The organism is Nocardia sp. PE-7 (genome assembly GCF_030486425.1).
Classification (GTDB): Bacteria; Actinomycetota; Actinomycetes; order Mycobacteriales; family Mycobacteriaceae; genus Nocardia; species Nocardia salmonicida_A.
The window spans coordinates 6,637,457-6,662,319 of the sequence record NZ_CP129614.1 but is presented as its reverse complement, the minus strand read 5'-3'; the positions used below and the strand labels follow the sequence as shown (position 1 = coordinate 6,662,319).

Sequence of the window (24,863 nt, the reverse complement as noted above, 5' to 3'; positions counted from 1 at the left end):
CATTGTCCAGCATGCGCACAGGTGCGTCGCAGCCGAGTTCGTGGGACCGCTGATCCGCCCAGGTCGGCCGAAGGTTCGTCCGGCCCCGGCTCGGCGTGGATCTGACACAATGCCCTCCGAAAAGGGGGTGTGCAGAATGTCGACAGCCACCGAATTCGCACAGACACGGCCCGCGGATCAGCTCGACGAGTTGATCTCGGCTCTAGGTGCAGGTCGCGGAGGTGATCCGGGGATCGCCGAACAGCTCGCGACAGCGGCCGCGAGCCGGCGTCGTCCGCTGCACATCCAGATCACCGGTCGTGCGCTCAGCGGGCGCACGACCGTGATGGCCGCGCTGGCGTTGTTGTCGGCGCAGGAGACCGCGCCGGTCGACCAACCCGAACTGCCCGATCCCGTCCTCGACGGCGATCTGGTCATCTATGTACTGGCCGGTGCTCCGCAGGCCGCCGACTATCGCCTGCTCGCCACCGTGCCGCCGGGTCGCGGTGTGGTGGTGCTCAACAAGGCCGACGCGGTGGGCGCGCGCTGGGGCGAGGCCGTGGCCGCGGCGCGACGGCACGCACAGGAACTCGGGATGCCGATCGTGCCGATCATCGCCTCGGTGGCCGCACGCACCAGGGCGGGAGCGGTGAGCGCCGCCGATCTGAGTGATCTGCGCAGGCTCGCGGTCGGCCCCGATGTGCCCTCGGTGCTCGCCGCCGATCTGTTCATCGGCGACGGCTCCGACCAGGAAGCCCGTCGGCGGCTGATCGCCAACTGGGACCTCTACGGCGTGGACTGCGCGCTGACGGCGCTGCGCGCCGACCCCGATCTGCCCGCCTCGGCGATCATCCAGATCCTGCACTCGGCCAGCGGGATCGATCCGCTGCACAAGCTGGTCCACCGCCGGTACGAGCAGGTGGAAGCGGTACGTGGCGGCGAACTGCTCGACGAGCTGACCCGGCTGGCCGCCCGCGCGGTCCCCGGCGACGGCGGACGCGCCCGCGAACTGATCGAGCGCTATCTCGCCGGTGACGAAGCGCTCTGGGCCGGCTTGTGCGCCGGATTGGCCTGCCCGCAGGTCTCGCATCTGGCCGCGGGCTATCCATCGCCCGCGCCCGGCGACGCCGACGAAGCGCTCTCGCGCGCCACCCGCTGGCGTGCCGTGGTGTCCAGCGACATGCCGCCCGCCGCCCGGCGCGCCGCGTTGCGCGTCCACAACGGCTATGTCAGAGCCTGGGAGCGGATGTCCAGTGCAGGCCTCTGAGGTCCCGTCCGACCGAGGAACGGCCGATGATCCCGGCGCCCTCACGCCTGCGGTAGACGCGGTGATCGACCGGTGGAACCCGCAGGGCGGCGCGCTACTGCGGGCGATGGCCGAAGCGGGCGAGGGCACCAGCATCACCTTCTACGCGGCCGACGACGCCAACACCACGCTCCTTCGCACCGAACTCGCCCGCTTCGAACCTCATATCGACCTGGCCGACCCGGCCGCGCTCACCCCCGAGAACGAACCCGCCGCGGCCCTGATCCTCTTCGACGCGGGCAGTGTCCTCGGCGCCGACATGTTCGCCCTGATCGACCGCCTCCGCGCCGCCGACCAACGAATTCTGCTCGCCATGAACGGCTTTCACGCCTATCAGGACTGGCGCGCGACCCGCGTCCGCAATCTCGAACTGCTCGCCGCGCGCGGCATCACCGACCTCGACATCGTCGCCGTCTCGGCCCGGCTGGCCGCCGCGGCCCGCGCCACCGACGACTCGACGTTGCTCGATCGCTCCGGCGTGGCCGGACTGCACGCCACCCTCGCCGCGGCCACCGCGCGGCGTCCGACCGACGGCGCCCAGCGCCGAACCGCCGTCCGCGCCCGCGTACTCGCCGACACCAGGGCGAGAATCGACGAGCAGATCACCGCGCTGCGCTCCGGCACCGACACCGAGCGGATCAGAGAGGAGCGCATCGGGCTGGTCGCCGAGCGCGACGGCGGCCGCCAGACCGGCCTGGCGGCCGTGCGCAGCCAGGTCCAGCTCTCCCGCGTGGATCTGACCACCGAGCTCGGCGCCATGGTGCGCGCACTGCACACCCGGTCTCGCGCCGAACTCGACCGCTGCGACCGCGCCGAACTGCGCGCCTATCCCCAGCGCCTGCAGCAGGCCGCCGGTGAGCTGTCGGCCTCGGTCGACGCCGTAATAGACGAACGGGTGATCGAAGCCGCCCGCCGGATCGGCACCGCCGCCCCCACCGCCCGCCGCCGTGATCCGGCGCCGCGGGTCGGTCCCGATCCCGACAAGAGACACCGGGGTGTCGAAGATCACCTCATGATCGCGCTCGGCGCGTCGGCGGGTGTCGGCCTCGGCAGATTGGTCGTGGCGCCGCTGTCGCTGGTGCCGACTCTGGACGTGGCGAGCGTCCCGGTGACCTTGCTACTCGGCGCGGGCGCGGCCGCCTGGGTCGTGCGCGCCCGCGGTCAACTCGCCGAGCGCAACCACATGGCCCAGTGGGTCTCCGAAGCATTGGTAAATATCAAAGCCCAGCTCGAACAGCGTGTCGCCGCGGTGCTGGTGGATATCGAGGCCGAATTGGCCGAGCACGTGGTCCGGGAATCGACCGCGCGGGCGATCGCGGTCGATCGGCGTGTCACCGAACTCGACGTGCTCGCGCGCAGGCTCGTCGCGGAGCGTCCGGCACAGCTGACCGCCTGTGAGCGCGACATCGCCACCCTCGATCAACTGTGAGCGCGGGATTGACCGATACACCTGTGGGTACCTGTAATGGAGCCCGATGCCATATCGGTCGTCATATCGCGTTAACCTGGAGGCAGGAACCTGGGCGTCCGCTCTTGCCAGTCGATGCGCGGCCACCGTCCGTGTACGGCCTTCCTAGCCGTCTATCGGGGTTGTGCGACGGTTGGTCACTGCGGACGCCTTACCCGCCCATGGTGGCGATCGATGGATCGAACAACCGCCCATCTCAGGAGAGTTTTCATGACCTCAGCGACCATTCCTGGTCTTCGTGGATCCGACGGCAAGGCGCCGACCGAGCACAGTGAACTGCTCGCCTGGGTACAGGAAGTCGCAGAGCTCACTCAGCCCGATCGCGTGGTCTGGGCCGACGGCTCCGACGCGGAATGGGATCGCCTGACCACTCAGCTGGTCGAGGCAGGCACCTTCAAGCAGCTCGACGAGAAGAAGAAGCCGAACTCCTTCCTCGCGCTGTCCGATCCCTCCGATGTGGCTCGCGTCGAATCGCGTACCTACATCTGTTCCGCCACCGAGGCCGATGCGGGCCCGACCAACAACTGGGTCGACCCCGCCGAGATGCGCGCCACCATGACCGAGCTGTACCGCGGCTCGATGAAGGGCCGCACCATGTACGTGGTGCCGTTCTGCATGGGCCCGCTCGGCGCCGAGGACCCCAAGCTGGGCGTGGAGATCACCGACTCCGAGTACGTGGTCGTCTCGATGCGCGTGATGACCCGCATGGGCGCCGCCGCGCTGGAGAAGCTGGGCACCGACCGCCCGTTCGTGAAGGCGCTGCACTCCGTGGGCGCGCCGCTCGCCGCGGGCCAGGCCGACGTGCCGTGGCCGTGCAGCGACACCAAGTACATCACCCACTTCCCCGAGGACCGGGAGATCTGGTCCTTCGGTTCCGGCTACGGCGGCAACGCGCTGCTCGGCAAGAAGTGCTACTCGCTGCGCATCGCCTCGGCGATGGCCCACGACGAGGGCTGGCTGGCCGAGCACATGCTGATCCTCAAGCTGATCTCGCCCGAGAACAAGAACTACTACGTCGCCGCCGCGTTCCCGAGCGCCTGTGGCAAGACCAACCTCGCGATGATCCAGCCCACCATCCCGGGCTGGCGCGCCGAGACCCTGGGCGACGACATCGCCTGGATGCGTTTCGGCAAGGACGGCCAGCTCTACGCCGTGAACCCGGAGTTCGGCTTCTTCGGTGTCGCGCCGGGCACCAACCACAGCTCCAATCCCAACGCGATGGCCACCATCGACGCGGGCAACACCGTCTACACCAACGTCGCCCAGACCGACGACAACGATGTGTGGTGGGAGGGTCTCGAAGGCGACCCGCAGCACCTGATCGACTGGAAGGGCAACGACTGGACCCCCGAGTCGGAGGGCCACGCCGCGCACCCGAACTCGCGCTACTGCACCCCGATGTCGCAGTGCCCGACCCTGGCGCCGGAGTGGGACGACCCGCAGGGCGTGCCGATCTCGGCCATCCTGTTCGGCGGTCGCCGCAAGACCACCGTTCCGCTGGTGACCGAGTCGTTCGGCTGGGAGCACGGCGTGTTCATGGGCGCCACGATGGGCTCCGAGCAGACCGCCGCCGCCGAGGGCAAGGTCGGCACCGTGCGCCGCGATCCGATGGCGATGCTGCCGTTCCTCGGCTACCACGTGGGCGACTACCTCAACCACTGGATCGACCTCGGCAAGAACGCCGACTCGAACAAGCTGCCGAAGATTTTCTACGTCAACTGGTTCCGTCGTGGCGACGACGGCCGCTTCCTGTGGCCCGGATTCGGTGAGAACTCCCGCGTGCTGGAGTGGATCGTCGGCCGCATCGAGGGTCGCTCGGGCGCCACGGCCACCGCGGTCGGCAACGTGCCGACGGCTGCCGATCTCGACCTGGACGGCCTCGACGTGGTCGCCGCCGACGTCGACGAGGCACTCTCGGTGAACGCCGACGAGTGGCGCAAGGAGATCCCGTCGATCGAGGAATGGTTCGAGTTCGTCGGCGACAAGCTGCCTTCGGGCGTGCGCGACGAGTTCGAGGCTCTCAAGGAGCGCCTGGGCTAGTCGCCCGAGCAGTCCGTAATGCGCACGCACCAAGGCGTGCGCATCACCCTGCTAGTCGCCCGCAAACACTGAACCGCCCGTACCGATTCGGTACGGGCGGTTCTGTTTCTCCGAGTTCGTCGGACGATTCCCACGGTCTCTTTCTGGGTACATCTTTCGGTGTCAGAGAGTCGCGTGATGCGGCAGCGTTACCTTCGCCTATATTTCCTCTCGAGCTGATACCCCTGCGAGACTCCTGCACCGCCATGCGGTCAACGACGAGATCGACGCTGAGAGGTGGTTAGACGCATGACCGATCTGGTAACCGGATCAGAGGCCGACACCTATTCGAGCACGCCCATGCAGCGCGTGGCAGGCCGACTGGAGCGAGTCCTGCCCCCGGGCTGGCGAGTCGAGGTCGTCGACCTACCTGCCCGGGGTGAGGTGGCCGCCCAGCCGGTTCTCCGGGTCCATATGCCGGATCTCTGAGCCGACTACTCGGCGGTCCGTCGAGGACTACTCGGCGGTCCAACCCATCGGCATCAGGACGGACTTCTGTTCGCAGAACGCGTCGAGCCCCTCCGGGCCGTTCTCGCGGCCGATACCCGAATTCTTGTAGCCGCCGAACGGTGCGGTCGGGTCGAAGGCGTACCAGTTGATCGCGAAGGTGCCGGTGCGAATCCGGGCCGCGACCTCGACGCCGTGCTCGATATCGGTGGTCCACACCGAACCGGCGAGACCATAATCGGAGTCGTTGGCGATGGCGATGGCCTCGTCCTCGGTCTCGTACGGGATCACCGAGAGCACCGGGCCGAAGATCTCCTCCTGGGCGATGGTGCTGGCATTGTCGACGTCGGCGAAGATCGTGGGCTCCACGAACCAGCCGCGCTCCACGCCTTCTGGCCTGCCGCCGCCGAGCACCAGGCGAGCGCCCTCGGCCTTGCCCTTGGCGATGTAGCCCTCCACGCGATCGCGCTGCTTTTCGCTGATCAGGGGTCCGAGCTGGGTGGCGGGATCGGTCGGATCGCCGGTCTGCATGGTCTTGACGTGCGCGACCAGCGCCTCGATTATCTCGTCATAGCGACTGCGCGGCGCGAGAATTCGCGTCTGCGCGACGCAGCCCTGCCCGCTGTTCATCAGCCCGGAGAACGCGAGCACGGGAATGCTCGCGGCCAGGTCGACGTCGGGCAGCACGATCGCGGCCGACTTGCCGCCGAGCTCCAGCGATACGGTCTTGAGCTGCTCACCGGCCAGCGCGGCCAGCTTCCTGCCGACGGGGGTGCTGCCGGTGAAGGTCACCTTGTCGACGCCGGGGTGGCCGGCGAGATACTCGCTGGCCTCGGCCTCGGCGGGCAGCACCGAGAGCACGCCGTCGGGCAGGCCCGCCTCGGTGAACAGGTCGGCGAGGATATTCGCGGTCAGCGGAGTCAGCGGTGACGGCTTGAGCACCACCGTGCAGCCGGCCAGCAGCGCGGGTCCGAGCTTGTTCGCGGCGAGGAACAACGGGACGTTCCATGCGGTGATCGCGGCGACGACACCGCGCGGTTCCCGTGAGACACGGGTGGTTCCGAACAGGCCGACTCGAGTCTCGTTCCAGGCGAACGTCTTCGCGAGCTCGGCGAGCGCGTCCAAGGCCGCGACGGCCGGAATCTGGTTGAGTGTCAAGGCCGCTAACGGCGGCGCACCCATCTCCGCGGTGAGCGCGGCGACCAATTCCGGCGAACGCTGCTCGATCAGCCGGGCAACCTTGGTGAGTACCTCGGCTCGTTCCAGTGGGGGCGTCGATGGCCACGGTCCGCTGTCGAACGCGTCGCGCGCCGCGGCGACCGCCGCGTCGACATCGGCGTTCGTTACCGCGGGCACGCTGCCGACGGTCTCCTCCGTTGCCGGGGAGACTACCGAAATGCGGTCACTACCGGCCGGGGTGGTCCACTTCCCGCCGATGAACAGACTGTCGTAGTGCATGAGAACACGTTACAGTTTTGCGGGCGAATTGTCTGCAACCTGTTCTAATTCGCTGTGGCGCAACGACTGTGAAGATTGCGAATTCCAACCTGTCGGTTCGCTTTTCGGGGAAACGCACTATTGCGTTCCGGTGGTGAAAAGGGGATGCTTTAGCTACTGATCAGCTCGCTCGATTCATCGGACATTAACAGCGAATTGGGGAGACCGACTCATGGCTGTGCAAGTGATCGGCCGATCGTTGATGACCAGCGACCAGACCGACCATCAGGCGAAAAGTGTGGGCAGTGGCGGATGGGTTGTCTCATTCCTGCCGGGCCGCACACTCACGATCGAGCAGGCGACTGCCGCTATCCAGGCCGCTGAGGCGGTCGCGATGGTCGGCGCGCTGGCCGATCAGGTCGGCCTGACCACGTTGGAGACCGTAGGCCTGGCGATTCAGGAATCGCCGTGGGTCAGGGTGTTGCCCGAGCCGATGCGCAGGTCGCGGCGCTTGAGCTGGCTGGCGTGATCACGCTTTGGTGGCCACCACGACCAAGTTGCTGACCAGTAGCTCCCGGATCACCGGAACTCGGACGAGCCACCAGGCCCAGCGCGGGTGATAACGCGGAAAAATAGTCCGCACATCGGCTGATGTCGTTGCCGCCCAGCGCAACCCGTCCGCTGCCGTCACGGTGAACAATGATCGGCCGAACCTGTTCTTGGGTTCGTGTCCGTGCTTGCGCCGGTATCGGCGGGCCGCGTACTCGCCACCGAGGTAATGCCAGAGGCCGGTTTCGTGACCACCGAAAGGCCCGTGCCACACCGTGTACGAGTACACGATGAGGCCGCCGGGCTTGGTCACCCGCACCATCTCGTCGGCCATCAGCCACGGCTGCGGCACGTGCTCGGCGACGTTGGAGGAGAAGCACACGTCGAAGGCGTTGTCGCGGAACGGCAATGCCATCCCCGATCCGCGCACCGAACCCGACACCCGCAGCCCGGCCGCGTGCATCTCCGACGGGTCCGGCTCCACCGAGACGTAGCGCGCGCCCACCGCGGTGAACTCGTCGGCGAAGTACCCGGGGCCGCCGCCGACGTCGAGGATCACGGTGCCGGTGAGGTCGCGGCCGGTGATGTCGGCGTAGAAGTCACCGATCAGCTCGGCGCTGTCGGTGGCGATGCCGCCGTAGAAGCGGGCCGGGTCGGACTGCTCGAAGCGGAAGCTGGTGAGCAGGCGCAGCGAGCGGCGCAGGCTTGCCCGGCGCGCGAACCTGGATCGGTCACGTCGCGCGACGACGGGCTGCTCGGTTCTCGGCATGGTGGCGGTCGACACGGGCTGGAGTTTATGGGCAGACCCTTCGGTCGCGGCTGGTGGTGGGTGGGTTGGGGCTGTGGGCTCGGCTCGGGGGTGTGAACAGAAGTGGGTGGGTTGGGGCTGTGGGGTCGGCTCGGGGGTGTGAACAGGAGCGGGTGGGTTGGGGCTGTGGGCTTGGTTCGGGTGGTGTGAACAAAGGTCGGTGGGTTTGGGTTTGTGGGGTCGGTTCGGGGGTGTGAGTGGGTTGGGGGTGGTTGGGTGGGGGCGGGGGGTGAGGGGTTGGGGTGGATCGCGCGATCTGGGCGGACACTGTCGATCCTTCCGTGTTGCGTGGAGCACACCCGCTAGTGTGGGGTCCGACGTTTGTCTCCCTCCGAACCGATTGCGAGCCCCGACCGTGCGTGAAGTCCTCCTACTCTGCTGGCGTGACACCGGGCACCCACAGGGTGGCGGCAGCGAGCGGTATCTGGAGCAGGTCGGCGCGCAACTGGCCGCGCGCGGCATCAAGGTCACCCTGCGTACGGCCGGTTATCCGGGCGCTCCCAAGCGCGAGCGGATCGACGGGATCGACATCAGCCGCGCCGGCGGGCGCTTCACCGTGTACCCCCGCGCGCTGGCCGCCATCGTGGCCGGTCGGCTCGGTTTCGGCCCGCTGCGCGGCCTGCGCCCCGACGTCGTGATCGACACCCAGAACGGCATCCCTTTCTTCGCCACGGCCACGGGCGTGCCCTCGGTGGTGCTGGTGCATCACGGGCACCGCGAGCAGTGGCCGGTCGCCGGTCGACTGGTCGGGCGGATCGGCTGGTGGATCGAATCCACGCTGTCCCCGCGCGTGCACCGCGACAACCAGTACCTCACCGTGTCGCTGCCCTCCGCCGAGGAACTGTCGGTGCTCGGCGTGGACCGCGAGCGCATCGCCGTGGTCCGCAACGGCGCCGAACCCGTCCCCGCCGAGGTCGTCCCCGGCGACGACGACACCCGCGCCACCCACCCGCGCATCGCGGTGCTGTCGCGCCTGGTCCCGCACAAGCAGATCGAAGACGCCCTCACTGCCGTCGCCCACCTGCGCGAACGCTTCCCCGATGTCCATCTCGACGTCATCGGGGACGGCTGGTGGGCCCCCAACCTGCGCGCCTGCGCCGACGAACTCGGCATCGCCGACGCCGTCACGTTCCACGGGCACGTCGACGAACGCCGCAAGCACGAGATCCTCTCGACCGCCTGGGTCCACGTGATGCCCTCGCGCAAGGAAGGCTGGGGCCTGGCCGTCATCGAAGCCGCTCAGCACGGCGTTCCCACCATCGGCTACCGCAGCTCCCGTGGCCTCACCGACTCGATCGTCGACGGCGTCACCGGCCTCTTGGTCGACGACGCCCCCGCGCTCGCCTCGGCCGCCGCCGACCTTCTCGCCGATCCCGAGATCAGACTGGTCATGGGCGAAAAAGCCCGAGCCCGCGCCAACGAGTTCTCCTGGGAGCAGACCGGCGCAGGGGTACACGCGGTTCTCGCCGCCGCGGCTTGCGGGGAACGGGTCTCCGGGTTGGTCGCGTCGCGCGACTGAGCTCGAGATTATCGGCAGCGCTACATGACGCTCCGGCTCGCCGGACGCCGCTCCAGTGGTGCGCGGTAGGGGCGTAGCGCGGCGACGATCAGTCCAGCGAGCAGGAGACCTGCCCAGAGAAGGTGGGCTGCGGCGGAGATTCCGCGCTGGGCCGGGGTGGCGGTGTCGAGGGTGGTGGGGGAGGGGACTCGGTAGAGGGCCAGGTCGGAGTCCTGGTATTCGAGTTCGGCGGTGGCGAGGGTGTTCTCCGAGGTGCCGAGGGGGCCGGGGGTGGTGCGTTCGACGAGGATCCAGCCGACGCCGAGGGCTGCCAGGTCGGTGGCCGGAGCGCCTCGGAGCAGTGCTTCCTCGACTGTGCGGGCGCGGTTGCCTTCGCCGGTGACCGCGTAGCCGCGGACGCGGAGTTCGCCGGTCTGCAGGACGTCGTGGGGGAGGATCCGCGGCGCTGGGTCGAGGACGGGAGCTGTTCCGCTGTAAGGGAATCGGCGGAACATCCCCCCGGGGAGTACGGCTATGTCGCCGGGGGCATCGATATGGTCGATGACCTGCTGCCAGCCCGCGGGGTAGTGGACGGGACGCATCGCGCCCGCGGCTCCCCAGGCCAGGTCGGCCATGGGGAGGGTGATGAGAAGAATGAAAAGCGTTGCTGTGGCGCGTATTCCGAAGTCGCGTCGATGCTCCGTCGGGTGGGCGCTGGAGACCGAGGTGTCTGGCGCGTCTGTGCTCCCCGGCTGCCCGTCGGTCAGCAGCCGGCGGGCAGCCGCGGCGACGGTCCGGCACGCGGCCGCGGCGCACAGCGCGTACGCGGGCATCGCCAAGGCGACGTATTTCTGGGTATCCCGCAGCAGCCCGGCGCCCGGAACATGCACCATCAGCCATTCCCCGGCCGCCAGCCCCCAACTGGTCGCGCCGAGGGCGGGCAGCAGGATGGCCACCGCCGCGATCACCAGCAGTGCGCGCCCGTCACGGCCGAGAGCCCACACCGCCCGCACGCCGAGGGCGACGATGCCGAGCAGCAAGAGCGTGCCGACCAAGGCGAGCGGAGTGGTGCGGCTCGCCGGTACCGCCTCGCCGTTCCAGATCCCACCGAGCCCGGCGAGGCTGCCGAGCGTGCCGAGCCACGGTTCGGCACGAGCCGCGAACGCCGAGACCCCGGCCGGGTCCGACGGCTCGGCCCCCGATCCGAGCGCGGTCGCGGTCAGCCAGGGCGCGCAGGTGGCGACCCAGAGAACAGCGGCGGGGAGAAAGGCCCGCCGCCCGATCAGCGCGAGTCCGATGACAGCGGCCAGCAACGAACCGGTCGGCGTCAACCCGGCCGCGGCGAAACTCGCGGTCAGCGCGGCCCACCCTCCGAGCGAACCGAAGCGTCGGGTCGCGCTGGATCCTGTTGCACCCGTGGCTGTTCTGATGCGCGCGGCGGCCAGCGCGGTCCACGGGAGGGCGGCGTATCCGGCGAGCAGGCTCCAGTGACCCTGGAGAAGTCGTTCGGCGACATAGGGATTCCACAACGCGAGCGTCGCGGCGACCAATTGCGCTCCGGTAGAGGCGGAGACGAATCGTCGGGCGAGTACGGCCGCGCCGTATCCGGCCGACCACAGCGCGACGATCAGGATCGCCTTCACGAGAAGCCCGCCGTCGACGACCGGCGAGAGCACCGCGAGCAAGGCATCTTGCGGAACGGCGCGGGGTGCGGCGGCGCCGAGGCCGAGTGCCGAATCGGTGAGGTACGAGCGCGGGGTACTCACCGCGTCCCGCAGCAGCAGATAGCCTGATCCGGCCAACGGTCCGACGATGATCATCGTGAGTAGAGCGCAGTATCCGGCCACCGAGGCCCTTGCACGCCCACTACTCGTCACGTCCACGCACCTTACGTCCCGTCGCGCGTCGCCGTGGCCGGGGTCGTATCGGCGCTGTTCGGGGCGTACGCGCTCGAGGTGAGTCCGCTCGGACTCACATTTTCGGGGTAGGCGTGATGGCGAACACAGGCAGGTGCGACGATGAGGCGTGTCCTCAGTCCGCCGCCCGCCCGTTGTCGCCGACCTGACCTGGGTGACGGCCGGCGCGATGACCGCCAACGTCGCCGGTTACCTGCTGCAGCTGTTGGCGGCGAGCTGGTTGGGGGTCGAGGGGTACAGCGAGTTCGCGAGCCTGCTCGCGGTGCAGTTGTTGTGCGCGGTCCCCGCCCTGGCCATGCAGAACGTGGTCGCCCGCGAGGTGGTGCGCGGGGCGTCGCTGCGCGCGGTGCGGGCCATGATGTGGCGGTGCGCGGCGATGGTCGCCGCGGTCGCGGTGGTGCTGATTCCGGTGGTGGCCGGCGTGCTGAACGTCGGAGTGTGGGCCGCGGCCGCTGCGCTCGGTGCGGCGCCCGCGTTGGTGATCCTCTCCGGTGAACAGGGAGTCCTGCAGGGCGGCAACCACTTCCGTGCGCTCGCGACAGTGCTCGCGATGGCGGGTACGGCCAGGGTGGTGCCGGCGCTGCTCGCGCTCGCGCTGGGCGGCGGCGCTGCCGGTGCGCTGTGGGCGGGTGCGGCGGGCATCGTCGGCGCGGCGTTCGTCGCCGGTCGAATCGCTCGTTCGACGACCTCGTTCGATGGCAGCGGCGACAGCCGAGAATCGGCCGCCGTCGGCGTCGTGCCGGTGCTGCGCGCCGTTCAGGTGCAAGCGGCGCTGATGGCACTGTCCTCGGTCGACCTGATCGTGGTCCGCATCGTCCTCGACGAGGTCGACGCGAGCCGCTATTCGCTGGGCACCATCGCTACCAAGATCGCGTTCTGGCTGCCGCAAGCGGTCGGCGTCGTGCTGTATCCCCGCATGGCCAAGCCCACCCAGTCGGCCCGTGCGATCCGTGACGCGCTCTCGGTGTTATCGGCGATCGGCGTAGTCGCGGTGATAGGCGCCGCTCTGGCCGCCCCCCTTGCCCCCCTGTTCGCCGGTGCCGACTACGCCCCTATTCAGGGCCTGCTGTGGCTGTTCGCGCTGCACGGCGCGATTCTGGCGGTACTACAGGGTGCTCTGCTCTCGGCGATCGCCGTCGAACGCACGGCCCTGGCCGCCGTCACCTGGATCGGCCTTGCCATCGAGACGACCCTGATGCTCGCCTTCGCCCGCACCATCGAAGCCCTGATCGGCACAGCCGTCTCGGTAGCCGCCGTCACCACCACGATCGTCGCCGTCGTGGTCCTGCGAGCCGCCCGCACCACACCGCGGGCCCCGCAACTCCCCGAAGTGCCCCTCTCCGGCGCGGCGCGCCCTGACCTGGACTGACAGCGCTTACGCAGCCACCTCGGACCCGGGTTCGACCCGAAGTGTCCCCCAGACAGAACAACGGCCCCGGTCGATGACCGGGGCCGTTGAACAGCATCAGAACTCAGGGACGCTTGTCGATATCGATCTGCTCGGTGGGAGTGTCGTAGTCCCCACGAGGGAACTGCGTGGTCGGCGCGTCGTCGCCGTCCCACCGCGTGGCCGCGGTGTCATCGGGCGCCGCTGTAGGCGCAGGCGTCGGGCGCGTCCGACGAGGGGTCGCATGCGCCGGAGTGCCACCACCGCGCAGTCCGAGGAACAGCCCCGCCAGCAACGCCAACACACCGAGTACGCCGAACACGATCGGCACCACGCGGCCGAACAGCGACAGCTTGTCGGTGTTCTCCTTGGCGATGGCGATCTGCGACTCGACGGTCGCCTCGTCGAACACCAGGTGCGACTTCAGTGCGGTGACCTCGGGCTTGTCCCCGGACCGCGCGTAGAACAGGTGGATCGACTCCCCGCCCTTGATCACGGTGCCGGTCTCCGGCTCGACCCACAGGTCACGCACGTTGGTGTAGTAGCGCGTCATGGTGACGGGGGTGTCGCCACCCTCGACGCCCCACTTGGAGGCGGGCAGGGTGAGCCGGTTGGTCGGCGACTGCACGACGTCCCAGGTGCTGGTGACCGGCGCGGTCATCTGGAACCGGTACACCTTCATGTTGTTGATCTCGGTCTCTTCGATGAAGTTCGCGTCGAAGGACTTGCGCACATTGATGTCGAAGTACGGGTAGGTCTTCTTCTCGGTGCCGATCGGGAAGCGGTAGCCGATGCCGGTGTGCTGCACCGGCTCCATGACGCTGCCTTCCTTGTCCACGGTCACCGCGATCGACCCGTTGGGGTCGGTCTCCACCGGCATGCCGGTGGTGCGCGAGATGGTGACGCGGTCGATGGCGGCGGTGAGCAGGCCGGTGTCGCCCTGCACGTCGGTGCGCCGCAGCGTCTGACCTGCCTGCAGCGTCATATCGTCGGCGTCGGAGGGCTCCTCGACGGTGACGAAACGCTGGGAGACCAGCGGCACATCCTTGTTCACCACGGCGGCGCCCTCACCGGAGGTCAACGACTTGGAGTCGAGGACGAGACTTTCCTCGCCCTTCTGGTTCTCCGCGATCGTGGTGATCTCGAGATCGAGTGGAGTCTTGGCGACTTTGCTCACCGTGTAGGTGGGGATCAGTAGCGCGGCGACGAGTAATGCCGCGCCCAGACCCACGAGCACACAGGCGACCGTTCTTCTGGTACCGGCACTCAGTGCCATGCAAACTCTCCTCGTCGTTCGAACACGGATGGCCCGGTGGTCTGGTATTGCGCCACAGGCACTCGTGAGCCCCGACACTAACAGCCCGGACTCCGAAGGTGCGGCGCTGTGCCGTGGAAATCGCCGACACGGCAGACTGGACCGCGATGACGACCGCCACCGCCCCTGTTTCGCCACCGCGCGCCTTCATTCCCGCCCTCGAAGGGATGCGCGGGATGGCGGCGCTCGGTGTGTTGGTCACGCACGTCGCTTTTCAGACCGGAACGAGCGGGATAGCGGTCCTCGGCCCACTGCTGGAACGCTTCGATATGGCGGTCGCGGTGTTCTTCGCGCTGTCGGGTTTCCTGCTGTGGCGCCCGCACGCGGCGGTCGCCCACGGTCACGGCCGCGCGCCGAAGACCTCCCGGTACCTGTTGCACCGGGTGGCCAGGGTCATGCCCGCCTACTGGGTCGTTGTGGTGTTCGTGTTGCTGTTGCTGCCCGGCGCGGCGCATTCGGCGAACCTGCGGGTGTGGGTGTCGAACCTGTTTCTGTTGCAGGTTTTCGTGCCGTTGACGTTGACCGATGGGCTCACGCAGATGTGGAGCCTGTCGGTGGAGATGGCGTTCTACCTGGTGTTGCCGCTGTTGGCCTGGCTGGTGGTGCGCCTACGCGGGCCCTCGGCCCGGTGGCGGGTGCCGGTGCTGTGCGGGCTGATCGCGGTGTGTCTGACCTGGAATCTGTGGCCGGTCCCGACGCCGGACGCGATCCACTCCGACAATTGGCTGCCCGCCTATCTGCCGTGGTTCGCGGCGGGCATGCTCCTGGCGGAACTGATTCACCTGGCGCGACCTGATGTCCGATGGGTCCGAATCCTGTCGAGTCAGCCCTTGATGTGGGCGGTCGCGCTCGCGGCGTTCCTGCTCTCGGCGACCCAGTACGGCGGCCCGGCCGGTCTGGAACGCGCGCAGCCGTGGCAGTACGCGATGAAGATGGTGCTCGGCATGATCCTCGGCTTCTGCCTGCTCGCGCCCCTGGTGCTACGCCGGTCCGGCGCCCCGCACCGCTGGCTGGAATCGCGAACGGCTTCGATGCTCGGCCGCTGGTCCTACGGCATCTTCCTGTGGCACCTGGTGGTGCTCACCGTGGTCTTCCCGGTCTTCGGCATCATGCCCTTCCACGGCCACTTCCTCTACGTGCTCATCCTGACCACCGCCCTCACCCTCCCGCTGGCCGCCGCGAGTTTCGCCCTGATCGAAGAACCCGCGCGCCGCTGGGCGGCCCGCTGGGACAAGCGGACCGCGTCGGCGCGCGTCGAACCCGGGGCCGAATCGGTCGAGACCTCGGCGGTGCGCTGACTCGCGGTCAGCGACGGCGGGGGAGCGCCGCCACCCCGACGGCGACGACGGCGACAACCGCCGGTGCCTGGGCCCACAGCGAGCCGCCCATGTATTCGGTGCCGGAGCGCCACGTCCCGGTCGACAGGGCCGCCGCGGAGACCAGCGTCCCGAGGCCCGCGAGCCAGGGCAACGTCCGGGCCGTCACCGCGGGCCGGAAGTAGTTGCAGCCCAGAGCGATCAGCGTGAATCCCACACCGGACGGTCCGGAGATGACCGCGATCGCGCCGGTCAGCCCGATCGCCGCGACCCAGCCGGCACCCCAGGTGCTCGGTGCCGGATCGACGTCGAGAACCGCACGTCGACGCGGAATCGCAAGCAGAACAAGGGGAATCAGCAACAGCAGTCCGCCGAAGATCGCCAGCCGATACCAGCGGTCCGCCGGGAACGACACCGTGATCTCCCCGCTGGTTCCGGGCGGAACGAGCCAAGCCTGCTGCCAACCGTCGACCACGATGGGCGAGAGCGCCTGCCCGTCCGCGGTGTGTGCCTGCCAGCCGACATTGGTGCTCAGCGGCAACACCAGCAGCTGAGTACCCGAGGCAGGATCCGGGACATCGGCAGGAGGCGCCGGCGTGGGTTCGGCGGGGTCTTCCGGTGCGGAGTCGGTGGGTGCGGCGTCGGTAGGCGTGACGGCTTTGCCGGGGTAGGAGTCGGTGCGCGGCAGGCGTAGTCGGTCGACGGTGAACAGTTCGGTCGGTGCGACGGTGAGGTCGGGGTGGCCGGGCAGGAGTTCGATGTCGGCCGCGTCCTCCGGGCACGGCTGCGCGGAAACCGGTGCGCCGGAGCGCAGTTCGTCGGCGGTGGCGGTGATCGTCGTGTGGACGGCGCGCCCACCGATGGCGATCACCGGCCCCACGTCGCAGCCGATGGTGACGAGGCGGTCGCCGGGCGCGTGCGCGGGGTACTCGGGGCCGAGCACTTCGACTTCGGCCAGGCCCGCGGGCTGGGTGAGGACGAAGCCGAGCGCGGTGCGGTCGAGGACTTCGTTCCAGCTCTGGATGGTGATCTCGACGCGATCGGTTTCGGTGGGGTACAGCGAGATCCGCGCCGGTTCGCCGTGTTCGCGTTCCGGCAGTTCGCGGATCTGCGGGCCGTTGCCCAGGTTCACCGCCACGGAGGTGGCCGTGGCGGGCAGCCCGCCCAGCGCGGTGGTGATGTCGAGTCCGGTCACGGTGGTCGGTTCCGGAAGTTCTAGTACCAGTGTGGGTCTGCCGCCCGCGAGCTCGCGCACCGTGGACTCCGGTGCGGTCCAGGTGGTCTTCGGGTCGCCATCGGTCGCGGCGAAGGCGGCGCCGCGCAGGTCGGCGACGTCGGCCTTGCCGCGAGCCACCGGCCTGGTCGGGTCGGTGAGCAACCCCTCCAGCGCGGGACCGGGTCGGGTGCGCACGGTGAGGTCGGTGCCGACGGTGAGCGGTTCCGGCACCGAGAGGGTGCGGCCGAAGATGCCGGGTTCCTCGGCGGGCAAGCCGAGTCCTTTACTGCAGTGCACGCGGTCGGGACCGTCGAAACAGTTACCGCGACCGGGGAATTCCTGTCCGAGATCCCACCCGCTGACAATCGTTCCCGCCGCGACATCGGGCAGCACCACCCGGTGCCGGATGTCGACGCGCACGGGCTCGTCCCGATTCGAGTAGTCGTCGAGCGTGAGTTCGCTGATCCCGAATTGCCCACCACGGGTGCCGGTTTCGGTGCGAGCGGCGGAGATCATCACCCAGTCGGACTTGCCCGCGGGCAGCGCGACGGACACCGGCTCACCGGGTTCGGTGATCCGCGCCGAGACCGTGCCGCGCGAGGTGCGCACCTCGACCCACTTCACCGGATCGCCCAGCGCCGCCGCCGTGGTGGTGAACCGCAGCGAGCCGTTGGCGATCGGCTTGTCCAGATCGAGTCGAATCCATTGCCCGAGAGCGAATTCGGACCCATTGCTGATCCACGCGGTGCTCGGATCACCGTCCACGGCGGCCGCGGTGGAGCTACCGGGCGCCGCCCCGCCGATCTGGGTGGCATCGGCGGCGGAGCTGGAGGCGGTGACCTTCGCGCCCGACCACTCGCCCTGCACGAGCTCGGTGCCTTCGACGGGGTAGTCGGAGACGAGATTGTGGGTGCGCCGAGCGTCGTCGGCGGCGCGCACCGCGGAGTTGTGATTGTCGACCCGGCCGAAGTCGGACTCTCGATCCATCGGAGTATCGGTCAGCAAGACGGGTCGCGGAGGCAACCCGGCACGCTGCGCGTCCGCTTCGAGAAGCACTGGTGCCGTGGGGTTCTCGCCGTCACGACGTACACGCTCGAGAACCTCGGGACCGCCTCGGACCACGGGGATCGAGTCCAGGGGGGTGGTGTACGCGCCGGGGAATCCGGGTGGTGCCCCGGTGCCACCGCGCACGTCGACGGGTGTGCCGGGCGGCGGCACGTCGACCCGGTAGATCTCGACCGCCGGGTAGGCGGGCAGCAGATCGTTGTCGACCACCAGTCCCGCATCCGCCGCACGCGGTCCGATATTCGCGCCGAACGAGGCCACCTTGGTCAACCCCGGTGAGCCCTCGATCGCGCGGTGCGCCAGGATCGGCCGCGTGGAACGCGACGTCTCGGGGTCGAGGTCGTTGCGCAACACCAGGATTCCGATGCCCTGGTCGGCGAGGGTCGCGGCGAGACCGGTCGATGGCCTGCCGTCGGCGATCAGCCGCTGCACCGAATCCATCGCGCGAATCGTGCCCGGCGGATTCAGCGGAACCGAATCACGCACGGCCCAGGGGGTACTCGCCAGGGCTTGCAGCGGTTCGTCGCGGGTGAGTCCCCAGATCTGACTGCCGAACGGCGCGCCGGGCACCACCAGCGCGCGAGTGTCGGCGGCATTGTCGGCCAGCCAGTCGGCGGTATCGGTCCAGTAGGCGGGCACCCGGTCGTAGGCGCCGCGCGGGGCGAGTCGACCGGTCCACGCCAGCGAGGTCGCGAGGGTGAGCGCGGCCAGCACCAGCGCGGCGACCGCGACGAGCCGATCGCGCTCGGGATGGGCGAAAGAGCTGCGCCACACCGGCATCGGCACGGAGGCGGGCAGGGCGACGCGACCGAGCAGGTGTGCCAACCCCATGACGAGTGGCAGCCGGATCAGCGGCTCGAGTTTGTGCACATTCCGCAGCGGCGCACCGCCGGAGTCCAGGAAGATCCGCACCGATTCGGCGAACGGCCCACCGAGCGTCCCGACATATCCGGCACAGATTCCCGCCAGCCCCACACACAGGATCAGCGCGAACCTGCCCCGAAACGGCATCGACGACCGGGCGAGTCCGGCCATGCCCGCCGCCGCCAGCAGGCCGGTCGCCAGCACCGCGGCAGGCTGGGTCACCAGCACCGCACCGGCGATCCGCTCCGGCGAAACGAACGGCGTCCAACTATCGGTCCCGCGCAGCACCTCGCTCAGCGCGGCCCACTGCGTCGTCACCCCCGAGGACTCGATGAAATCGAGGAACGGCGGACTCACCTTGCCGAGCAGCAGCAGCGGCACCACCCACCACAAAGTGGCAAGGACCAGCAGCGGAATCCACGCCCGCGTAAACCGCCACCACTGCCGATTCGGCCGATAGGAAGCCCACCACAGCGCCGCGGGCAGGAACGCGGCCACGGTCGCCACGGCATTGACCGATCCCATCAGCGCCAACGCCAACGCGCTGCCCGCAGGAGAGAGCGGGCCGCCGCGTCGTCGGGCGATCGCCGTGCCGAGTGCCGCGGGCGCGAGCAGAACCCACGGTGCCAGCATCATGGGCAGGGTTTCCGAGGAGATCGAGCCGAGCGTGGTGAGCACCCGTGGCGACAACGCGAAGGCGATGCCCGCGATCACGCGTGACCCGCGCGAGCCGATGCCCAGGGTTTCGCACAGCTTGACGATGCCCCAGAACCCGGCGAGCAGGAGCAGCGCCCACCAGACGCGCTGGGTGACCCACGCGGGCAGGTGCAGCAGGTGCCCTGCGGAGAAGAACGCGCCGTGCGGGAAGAAGTAGCCGTAGGCCTGGTTCTGGACCTGGCCCATCGGGGCCTGGCTGCTCCACAGGTGCGAGGCCCGCGCGAGGAAGCCGAGCGGGTTCTGCGCGAGGTCGTATTTGGTGTCGGCGACGGTGAGGCCGGGCGCCTGCGCGAAGGTCAGTACGAAGGCGGCTACTACCGAGCCGACGAGCCAGCGCCAACCCAGTGGCGCCTTGTCCGGTTGCCCCGATCCGGGGCGCGACGCGCGGGCGTCAGCCTCAGCGGCTGCCGTATTCAGGTGCGTTGAGCAGCGAGGAGTCTTTGTCACCGCTGCGGTCGATCGAGGGCGCCGTGTTCTGCTGCACCGCCGCCGTGATGGCGAAGACGGCGATCGCGCTCAGCAAGGCGCCGCCGACCGCGCTGGCAACAGCCGGAACAGCAAACTTCATCGCGCACTCCAATACGCTCGGCGTCGGGGCCTGTCTCCGGCAAACCTAGCAGGTCTATCGGGCTCGGTCAGTCGTTGGGCAGCTCGCAACGCAGGGCGCCGAGCAGGGTGCGAAGTTTGGCGGTCGTCTCGGCCAGCTCCGCCACGGGGTCGGAGGCCGCCACGATCCCGCCGCCCGCACTGGCTCGCAGGACGCGCTGATCGGCGGATAGTTCGCCGCCGCGAATCGCCACGACCCATTCACCGTCGCCGTCGTCGTCACACCAGCCCACCGCCCCGCCGTAGAACCCGCGCCACGGTTCGTCGGAGGTGATGGCGTCGAGCGCGGCGGCGAAGGGCGTGCCGTTCACGGCGGGGGTCGGGTGCAGCAACAGCGCCAGGTCGAGTGCGGTGGTCGACGAATCGCGCAGCACGCCGTGGATGGGCGTGGCGAGATGCCAGACCTGTTCGGTGCCGAGGAGTTCGGGCGCGTCGGGGATGTGGAGCTCCGCGCAGACCGGCGCCAGTCGCTCGCGGATCCAATCGATCACGAAGGCGTGCTCATCGTGATTCTTGGCGCTGGACAACAGCGCTTCGGCCTGCTTCGCGTCATCGGCGGGGTCGGCGAGGCGCGGGAGGGTGCCCGCCAGCGGATGCAGGCTCACGCGATCGCCGCTGCGTGCCACCAGTACTTCGGGCGTCGCGCCGATCAGCGTCTCACCCGCTCGCCCCGCCGCGGACAGATCCACCGCGTACACCGCGGCATTCGGATGCCTGGTGAGCAGGTGGCCGGCCAGCACCTCCGGTTCCAGCGGCGCGTCGGCCGCCAGCACCATCGACCGCGCGGCCACCACCTTGCGCAGCTCGTTCGCGGGGTCGCCTAGTTGCTCGACCAGCTTCGTCACCCGGGCCACATGCTCTGGTGCGCTGGGTATCTCGGCCACCACCTGGACGCCGGGCAACGCGGGCAGCGCGGCGGGCCGCCACGGACCCGCGGTGTGCAGCACGCTCTCGGGCTCCCAGAGCGCGGCCGCCGCGCGCGGATCGAACGGCAGCGCACCGACGATCAACCTCGGCGCCGTCGTCCGACGCAAGGCCGCGACCGCTTGCCGGGGATCGGAATAGGTCGCGCGCACGCCCGAAGTCCGCAACACCGCGTCGGGTCGAGCGAGCAGGAATTCGTTCATGGTGTCTCGACCATAGCTTCGAGACCGTGGCATCGATCCGGGAGAGCGATCGAACTCTCACTGGTCGGGCGGCACCAGGAAGACCGGCCGGTGGCCGTGCTTGAGCACCGCCTCGGCGACGCTGCTGTGCAACAGCGCGCGCAACCCCGTGGAACCGCGCGTACCGGCGACGATGATGTCGACGTCGAGCTCATCGGCGCAGGCCACGATGGCGTTCCAGATCGTGGTCGTGCACTCGGCGGTGCGCGGTTCGGCGTCGATCCCGGCCAGTTTCGCCAGGTGCACGCCCTCGGCGTTGATCTTGCGGGCGTCGGAGTAGGCGATGTCCTCCATCTCCTCGTCGGGCACCCAGTCCGGCTGCATCACCCCGGAGATCCCGGAGATGCGCGCGGCTTGGCGGACCATCGGTTCCCATGCGGTGAGCAGAATCGCGCGTTCGGCGGTGAGGAACCGCCCGGCGTACTCGATGGCTCGTTTGGCGTGTTCGGAACCGTCGTAGGCGATGAGCATCCGATCGCATGCCATGACGACCTCCTGCGCTGGTCGGAGCGGCTTTTTCCTCAGATTACCCCCGTGTGGAGGGGATCGATCCGAACCAGCGTTGTGGGGTTCGCGTGCCAGGCGAGCTAACGTGGAGCGCATGCGGAAATCGCCTGTGGTCGTGTTCGCAGTTCTCGCCGCCGTTGCCACCGCTTGCTCGGGAGGTTCGTCGAACGAGACGACGCCCGCGGCGAGTAGCAGCGGAGTGGCCGCACCGTCCGCCGCCGGGGAGCCGAGTTCGCCCGCGTCGGCGACGCCGATCCAAAGCAATTGCGGCGCAGACTATCTCGCCAAACTCTCCCAGCGAGAGAAGCTCGCCCAGCTGCTGACCGTCGGCATCACCGGTTCGGCGGATGCCTCGAATGTGGTCAGTTCGGAGCAGGTGGGCGGCATCTTCGTCGGCAGCTGGACTGATCCGGGCCTGCTCGACCGCGCCGCGCTCGACGCGGTGAAGGCTCAGGCCAAGGTGCCGCTGATGGTGACGATCGACGAAGAGGGCGGGCGTGTCTCGCGCGCGAAGAACGTGATCGGCGCCGTGCCGTCGGCCCGCGAGATCGCGCAGACCCAGACCCCTGAGCAGTTCTACCAGCTCACTCTGACCAGGTCGAAGGCGCTGAAGGACGTCGGCATCACGGTCGATTTCGCGCCCGATGTCGATGTCAGCAGCCAGCCCGACGACAGCGTGATCGGCGACCGCTCGTTCAGCGACGATCCGAAGGTCGTCTCCGAATTCGCGGGCGCCTACATCCGCGCGTCGAACGAGGTGGGCCTCGGTTCGGTGATCAAGCACTTCCCCGGCCACGGCTCGGGCTCGGGCGACTCGCATACCGGCGCGGTGACCACCCCGCCGCTGGATCAGTTGCAGACCACCGACCTGGTGCCCTTCCGCGACCTGGTGAACTCCGGCGCGGCGGTCATGGTCGGTCACCTCGACGTCCCCGGCCTGACCGACCCCGGCGTGCCCGCCAGCATCAGCCCGGCCGCCATGACGCTGCTGCGTGAGGGCACCGGCTACGGCGCTCCGCCGTTCAACGGCCCGATCTTCACCGACGATCTCAGTGGCATGGCCGCCATCACCGCCCGCATGTCCATCGTCGACGCGGTCGAGGCCACCCTCGTCGCGGGCGCCGACAACGCACTGTGGATCAGTAGCGACGCGGTGCCGCAGGTACTCGACCGTTTGGAACAGTCGGTCTCTAGTGGCAAACTGCCCGCCGACCGGGTCGACACTTCCGTACTGCGGATGGCGCGCTACAAGGGCGTAGCGCTGGGCTGCTGATCGTGCCCGGCGACTGTGCGGCAAATGAGCGCGGGTGAACTTACCTTGAAGTAAGATAGGTGGTTCACCCTGCGGTAGGAGAGTGGATGGCAGGCGGGACCAAGCGACTTCCCCGGGCGGTTCGTGAGCAGCAGATGCTCGATGCCGCCGTAGAGGTGTTCGCGCGCAAAGGCTTCCACGACACGTCGATGGATGCCATCGCCGCCGAGGCGAAGATCTCCAAACCGATGCTCTACCTGTACTACGGCTCCAAGGACGAACTGTTCCGTGCCTGCATCCAGCGCGAGGGACTACGTTTCATCGAAGCCGTCGCGCCCGCGGGCAACCCGCAACTGACCCCCCACGAACAGGTCCGCACCGCGCTGGAGGGCTTCCTCGATTTCGTCGACCGCAATCGACAGTCCTGGCAGGTTCTCTACCGGCAGGCTATCGGTCAGCAAACTTTCGCCTCCGAAATCGACAATGCCCGTGAGCGCGTCATCGAGCTCACCGCGAAACTGCTGGAATCCAGCGCCAAGAACGCCGATCCCGGCACCAATTTCGAGGTCGTCGCGGCGGCGGTGATCGGCGCGGGCGAGGCCATCGCCGACCGGGTCGCCAGCGGGCGGATCGAAGTGGCCGAGGCGGTCGACCTGCTCGACGATCTCGCCTGGCGCGGTCTGGCCGGTCGCAAGAAGACCGACTAGCGGTTGCGCCCCGCCCCGTCGGCTGCGATCGTGCACGGTTGACGTTTCAGGAAAGACGGGGTGGCAGTGTTCGGTGTGTTGAAGCCGTGTGCGCACGGCGCGGCGAAATATGGCATCGATCCGGGGCAGTGGCAGGCACACATGTGCGGGCTGTGTCTGGGTCTGCGTGACGGGCACGGTCAGTTGGCCCGTGCGGCGACCAATACCGATGCGATCGTGCTCAGTGTGCTCACCGAGGCGCAGTCGGATGCCGGTGCGCGGACGACCGCGGGACCGTGTCCGCTGCGTGGGATGAAGCGCGCCTCGGTGGTCGCCGCGAGCGCGCCGGGCGTGCGTTTGGCGGCCACCGCGTCACTGCTGTTGGGTGCGGCCAAGATTCGCGATCACGTCGACGACGGTGATGCCTCCGCTGTCGCCCGTGGTCCGATGCGCAGGGTGTCGAATACCTGGGCGGCACGCGCCGAGCAGCAGGCGGACCTGATCGGGCTCGATGTGCGGCCGATGCTGAACGCGATCGCCACCCAGTCCGCGCTGGAGTCCCGCGCCGCGGCCCTCTCTCTCGACGAACTCACCGGGCCGACTCAACTCTGTGCCGCCACCCTCTTCGGGCATACCGCCACGCTGGCAGGTCGCCCGGAAAACGTTGCGGCTCTGCAGGAGATCGGTCGGCACGTCGGTCGTATCGCGCATCTGGCCGACGCCATCGAAGACCTCGAACGCGACCGTGCCCGCGGCCGTTTCAATCCTCTGGAGGCCACCGGCACGGATATGCCCCGCGCCTACGATCTGCTGCGCGAGAGCGAATCCCGCATCCGCCGGGCCGCGGCCGAGGCCGAACTCGATCAGCTGCCGACCGTGCGCTGGGCGCTGCTCGATCCGCTGGCGAGCCTGCTGCGCAGCCTCGGCCGTGGGCTCGGCATCGCGGTCGGGCATGCCTGTCGTACTTCGGTTACGGCTCAACAGCATTCGCCGTACGAGTTCCCGTCGCCGCCGAGTCGCCGCCCTGGCCGGCCTGGTCCCTTCAAGGCCGGCGGGCTGATCCTGGGCGTCTACTGCACCGGCATGGCCTGCTGTATCGACCACACCAGCCCGTGCACCGGCGAACAGAAGGACGCCTGGGCCAAGAACTGTGACTGCGGCAGTTGCTGCGATTGCGGTGAGTGCTGCGGTAACTGCTGCGGCGAGGACTGCTGCTGCGGCGACTGCAGTTGCGATTGCGGCTGCTGACGAAAAAGGCTCGCGCGGTGGCGAATCCGCC

The 24,863-nt window shown here is 68.9% G+C and carries 19 protein-coding genes; 11 read left to right on the top strand and 8 right to left on the bottom strand.

Annotated elements, in window-relative coordinates:
- The first annotated feature begins 136 nt into the window (after positions 1-136).
- The 4 genes from QX204_RS31185 (at position 137) to QX204_RS31170 (ending at position 5,261) form a co-directional block, all read left to right on the top strand.
- Positions 137-1,246: a hypothetical protein gene (locus QX204_RS31185; RefSeq protein WP_301904038.1), complete on the top strand. Its 1,110-nt coding sequence runs from the start codon at positions 137-139 to the stop codon at positions 1,244-1,246.
- Positions 1,233-2,714 carry a hypothetical protein gene (locus tag QX204_RS31180; protein ID WP_301904037.1) on the top strand — a complete coding sequence of 494 codons (1,482 nt, stop codon included), beginning with the start codon at positions 1,233-1,235 and terminating at the stop codon, positions 2,712-2,714. Before QX204_RS31185 ends, QX204_RS31180 begins: the two co-directional genes overlap by 14 nt.
- A 249-nt stretch (positions 2,715-2,963) precedes the next feature.
- The gene (locus QX204_RS31175) at positions 2,964-4,793 is read left to right on the top strand and encodes a phosphoenolpyruvate carboxykinase (GTP) (protein ID WP_301904036.1); all 1,830 of its coding nucleotides are present in this window, start codon (positions 2,964-2,966) and stop codon (positions 4,791-4,793) included.
- Between the two features lie 288 nt (positions 4,794-5,081).
- Positions 5,082-5,261, top strand: a complete 180-nt coding sequence (locus QX204_RS31170; RefSeq protein WP_301904035.1) for a hypothetical protein — start codon at positions 5,082-5,084, stop codon at positions 5,259-5,261.
- Between the two features lie 27 nt (positions 5,262-5,288).
- Here QX204_RS31170 and QX204_RS31165 read toward each other — a convergent pair whose 3' ends face one another.
- Positions 5,289-6,737: an aldehyde dehydrogenase gene (locus QX204_RS31165; RefSeq protein ID WP_301904034.1), complete on the bottom strand. Its 1,449-nt coding sequence runs from the start codon at positions 6,735-6,737 to the stop codon at positions 5,289-5,291.
- 211 nt (positions 6,738-6,948) lie between these two features.
- On the opposite strand from QX204_RS31165, the gene QX204_RS31160 reads away from it, so the two are divergent.
- The gene (locus QX204_RS31160) at positions 6,949-7,245 is read left to right on the top strand and encodes a hypothetical protein (protein WP_056823697.1); all 297 of its coding nucleotides are present in this window, start codon (positions 6,949-6,951) and stop codon (positions 7,243-7,245) included.
- Here QX204_RS31160 and QX204_RS31155 read toward each other — a convergent pair whose 3' ends face one another.
- A complete protein-coding gene (locus QX204_RS31155) occupies positions 7,246-8,034 on the bottom strand; it encodes a class I SAM-dependent methyltransferase (RefSeq protein ID WP_301908167.1) in 789 nt (262 codons plus the stop codon).
- A gap of 394 nt (positions 8,035-8,428) precedes the next feature.
- Between QX204_RS31155 and QX204_RS31150 the strand changes: the two genes are divergently transcribed.
- Positions 8,429-9,592 carry a glycosyltransferase family 4 protein gene (locus tag QX204_RS31150; RefSeq protein WP_301904033.1) on the top strand — a complete coding sequence of 388 codons (1,164 nt, stop codon included), beginning with the start codon at positions 8,429-8,431 and terminating at the stop codon, positions 9,590-9,592.
- Positions 9,593-9,612: 20 nt separating this feature from the next.
- Here the strand turns inward: QX204_RS31150 and QX204_RS31145 are convergent, their stop codons facing one another.
- A complete protein-coding gene (locus QX204_RS31145; protein ID WP_301908166.1) occupies positions 9,613-11,391 on the bottom strand; it encodes an MmpA family trehalose lipid delivery protein in 1,779 nt (592 codons plus the stop codon).
- 265 nt (positions 11,392-11,656) lie between these two features.
- On the opposite strand from QX204_RS31145, the gene QX204_RS31140 reads away from it, so the two are divergent.
- A complete protein-coding gene (locus QX204_RS31140; RefSeq protein ID WP_301908165.1) occupies positions 11,657-12,856 on the top strand; it encodes a polysaccharide biosynthesis protein in 1,200 nt (399 codons plus the stop codon).
- A gap of 103 nt (positions 12,857-12,959) precedes the next feature.
- Here QX204_RS31140 and QX204_RS31135 read toward each other — a convergent pair whose 3' ends face one another.
- Positions 12,960-14,150, bottom strand: a complete 1,191-nt coding sequence (locus QX204_RS31135) for a cell envelope lipid trafficking protein PgfA (protein WP_301904032.1) — start codon at positions 14,148-14,150, stop codon at positions 12,960-12,962.
- Positions 14,151-14,296: 146 nt separating this feature from the next.
- Between QX204_RS31135 and QX204_RS31130 the strand changes: the two genes are divergently transcribed.
- Complete coding sequence (locus tag QX204_RS31130; RefSeq protein WP_301904031.1) at positions 14,297-15,487, top strand: acyltransferase family protein; 1,191 nt, start codon at positions 14,297-14,299, stop codon at positions 15,485-15,487.
- A 7-nt stretch (positions 15,488-15,494) separates the two neighbouring features.
- Here QX204_RS31130 and QX204_RS31125 read toward each other — a convergent pair whose 3' ends face one another.
- The 4 genes from QX204_RS31125 to QX204_RS31110 form a co-directional block, all read right to left on the bottom strand.
- Positions 15,495-19,712 (bottom strand): alpha-(1->3)-arabinofuranosyltransferase, encoded by a 4,218-nt coding sequence (locus QX204_RS31125; protein ID WP_301908164.1) that lies wholly within the window; start codon positions 19,710-19,712, stop codon positions 15,495-15,497.
- Positions 19,713-19,764: 52 nt separating this feature from the next.
- Positions 19,765-19,935: a DUF2613 domain-containing protein gene (locus QX204_RS31120; protein ID WP_022566695.1), complete on the bottom strand. Its 171-nt coding sequence runs from the start codon at positions 19,933-19,935 to the stop codon at positions 19,765-19,767.
- 67 nt (positions 19,936-20,002) lie between these two features.
- Positions 20,003-21,100: an isochorismate synthase gene (locus QX204_RS31115; protein WP_301904030.1), complete on the bottom strand. Its 1,098-nt coding sequence runs from the start codon at positions 21,098-21,100 to the stop codon at positions 20,003-20,005.
- 57 nt (positions 21,101-21,157) lie between these two features.
- Positions 21,158-21,625, bottom strand: a complete 468-nt coding sequence (locus QX204_RS31110) for a universal stress protein (protein ID WP_301904029.1) — start codon at positions 21,623-21,625, stop codon at positions 21,158-21,160.
- Positions 21,626-21,740: 115 nt separating this feature from the next.
- Between QX204_RS31110 and QX204_RS31105 the strand changes: the two genes are divergently transcribed.
- The 3 genes from QX204_RS31105 to QX204_RS31095 all read left to right on the top strand — a co-directional run bounded on the left by QX204_RS31105 (position 21,741) and on the right by QX204_RS31095 (position 24,832).
- A complete protein-coding gene (locus QX204_RS31105) occupies positions 21,741-22,919 on the top strand; it encodes a glycoside hydrolase family 3 N-terminal domain-containing protein (protein WP_301904028.1) in 1,179 nt (392 codons plus the stop codon).
- Positions 22,920-23,005: 86 nt separating this feature from the next.
- Entirely contained in the window at positions 23,006-23,605 is a 600-nt protein-coding gene (locus QX204_RS31100; RefSeq protein ID WP_056823668.1) for a TetR/AcrR family transcriptional regulator, read from the top strand.
- 60 nt (positions 23,606-23,665) lie between these two features.
- Positions 23,666-24,832 carry a DUF5685 family protein gene (locus tag QX204_RS31095; RefSeq protein WP_301904027.1) on the top strand — a complete coding sequence of 389 codons (1,167 nt, stop codon included), beginning with the start codon at positions 23,666-23,668 and terminating at the stop codon, positions 24,830-24,832.
- The last annotated feature ends 31 nt before the right edge of the window (positions 24,833-24,863 follow it).

What these genes read in the sequence shown, in the direction of transcription:
- QX204_RS31175 (WP_301904036.1), top strand. Translation starts at nt 2,964, where the DNA reads ATGACCTCAGCGACCATTCCTGGTCTTCGTGGATCCGACGGCAAGGCG.
- QX204_RS31140 (WP_301908165.1), top strand. Translation starts at nt 11,657, where the DNA reads ATGACCGCCAACGTCGCCGGTTACCTGCTGCAGCTGTTGGCGGCGAGC.
- QX204_RS31105 (WP_301904028.1), top strand. Translation starts at nt 21,741, where the DNA reads ATGCGGAAATCGCCTGTGGTCGTGTTCGCAGTTCTCGCCGCCGTTGCC.
- QX204_RS31165 (WP_301904034.1), bottom strand. Translation starts at nt 6,737, where the DNA reads ATGCACTACGACAGTCTGTTCATCGGCGGGAAGTGGACCACCCCGGCC.
- QX204_RS31120 (WP_022566695.1), bottom strand. Translation starts at nt 19,935, where the DNA reads ATGAAGTTTGCTGTTCCGGCTGTTGCCAGCGCGGTCGGCGGCGCCTTG.
- QX204_RS31135 (WP_301904032.1), bottom strand. Translation starts at nt 14,150, where the DNA reads ATGGCACTGAGTGCCGGTACCAGAAGAACGGTCGCCTGTGTGCTCGTG.
- QX204_RS31100 (WP_056823668.1), top strand. Translation starts at nt 23,006, where the DNA reads ATGGCAGGCGGGACCAAGCGACTTCCCCGGGCGGTTCGTGAGCAGCAG.
- QX204_RS31155 (WP_301908167.1), bottom strand. Translation starts at nt 8,034, where the DNA reads ATGCCGAGAACCGAGCAGCCCGTCGTCGCGCGACGTGACCGATCCAGG.
- QX204_RS31110 (WP_301904029.1), bottom strand. Translation starts at nt 21,625, where the DNA reads ATGGCATGCGATCGGATGCTCATCGCCTACGACGGTTCCGAACACGCC.
- QX204_RS31115 (WP_301904030.1), bottom strand. Translation starts at nt 21,100, where the DNA reads ATGAACGAATTCCTGCTCGCTCGACCCGACGCGGTGTTGCGGACTTCG.
- QX204_RS31145 (WP_301908166.1), bottom strand. Translation starts at nt 11,391, where the DNA reads ATGATCATCGTCGGACCGTTGGCCGGATCAGGCTATCTGCTGCTGCGG.
- QX204_RS31160 (WP_056823697.1), top strand. Translation starts at nt 6,949, where the DNA reads ATGGCTGTGCAAGTGATCGGCCGATCGTTGATGACCAGCGACCAGACC.
- QX204_RS31185 (WP_301904038.1), top strand. Translation starts at nt 137, where the DNA reads ATGTCGACAGCCACCGAATTCGCACAGACACGGCCCGCGGATCAGCTC.
- QX204_RS31130 (WP_301904031.1), top strand. Translation starts at nt 14,297, where the DNA reads ATGACGACCGCCACCGCCCCTGTTTCGCCACCGCGCGCCTTCATTCCC.
- QX204_RS31170 (WP_301904035.1), top strand. Translation starts at nt 5,082, where the DNA reads ATGACCGATCTGGTAACCGGATCAGAGGCCGACACCTATTCGAGCACG.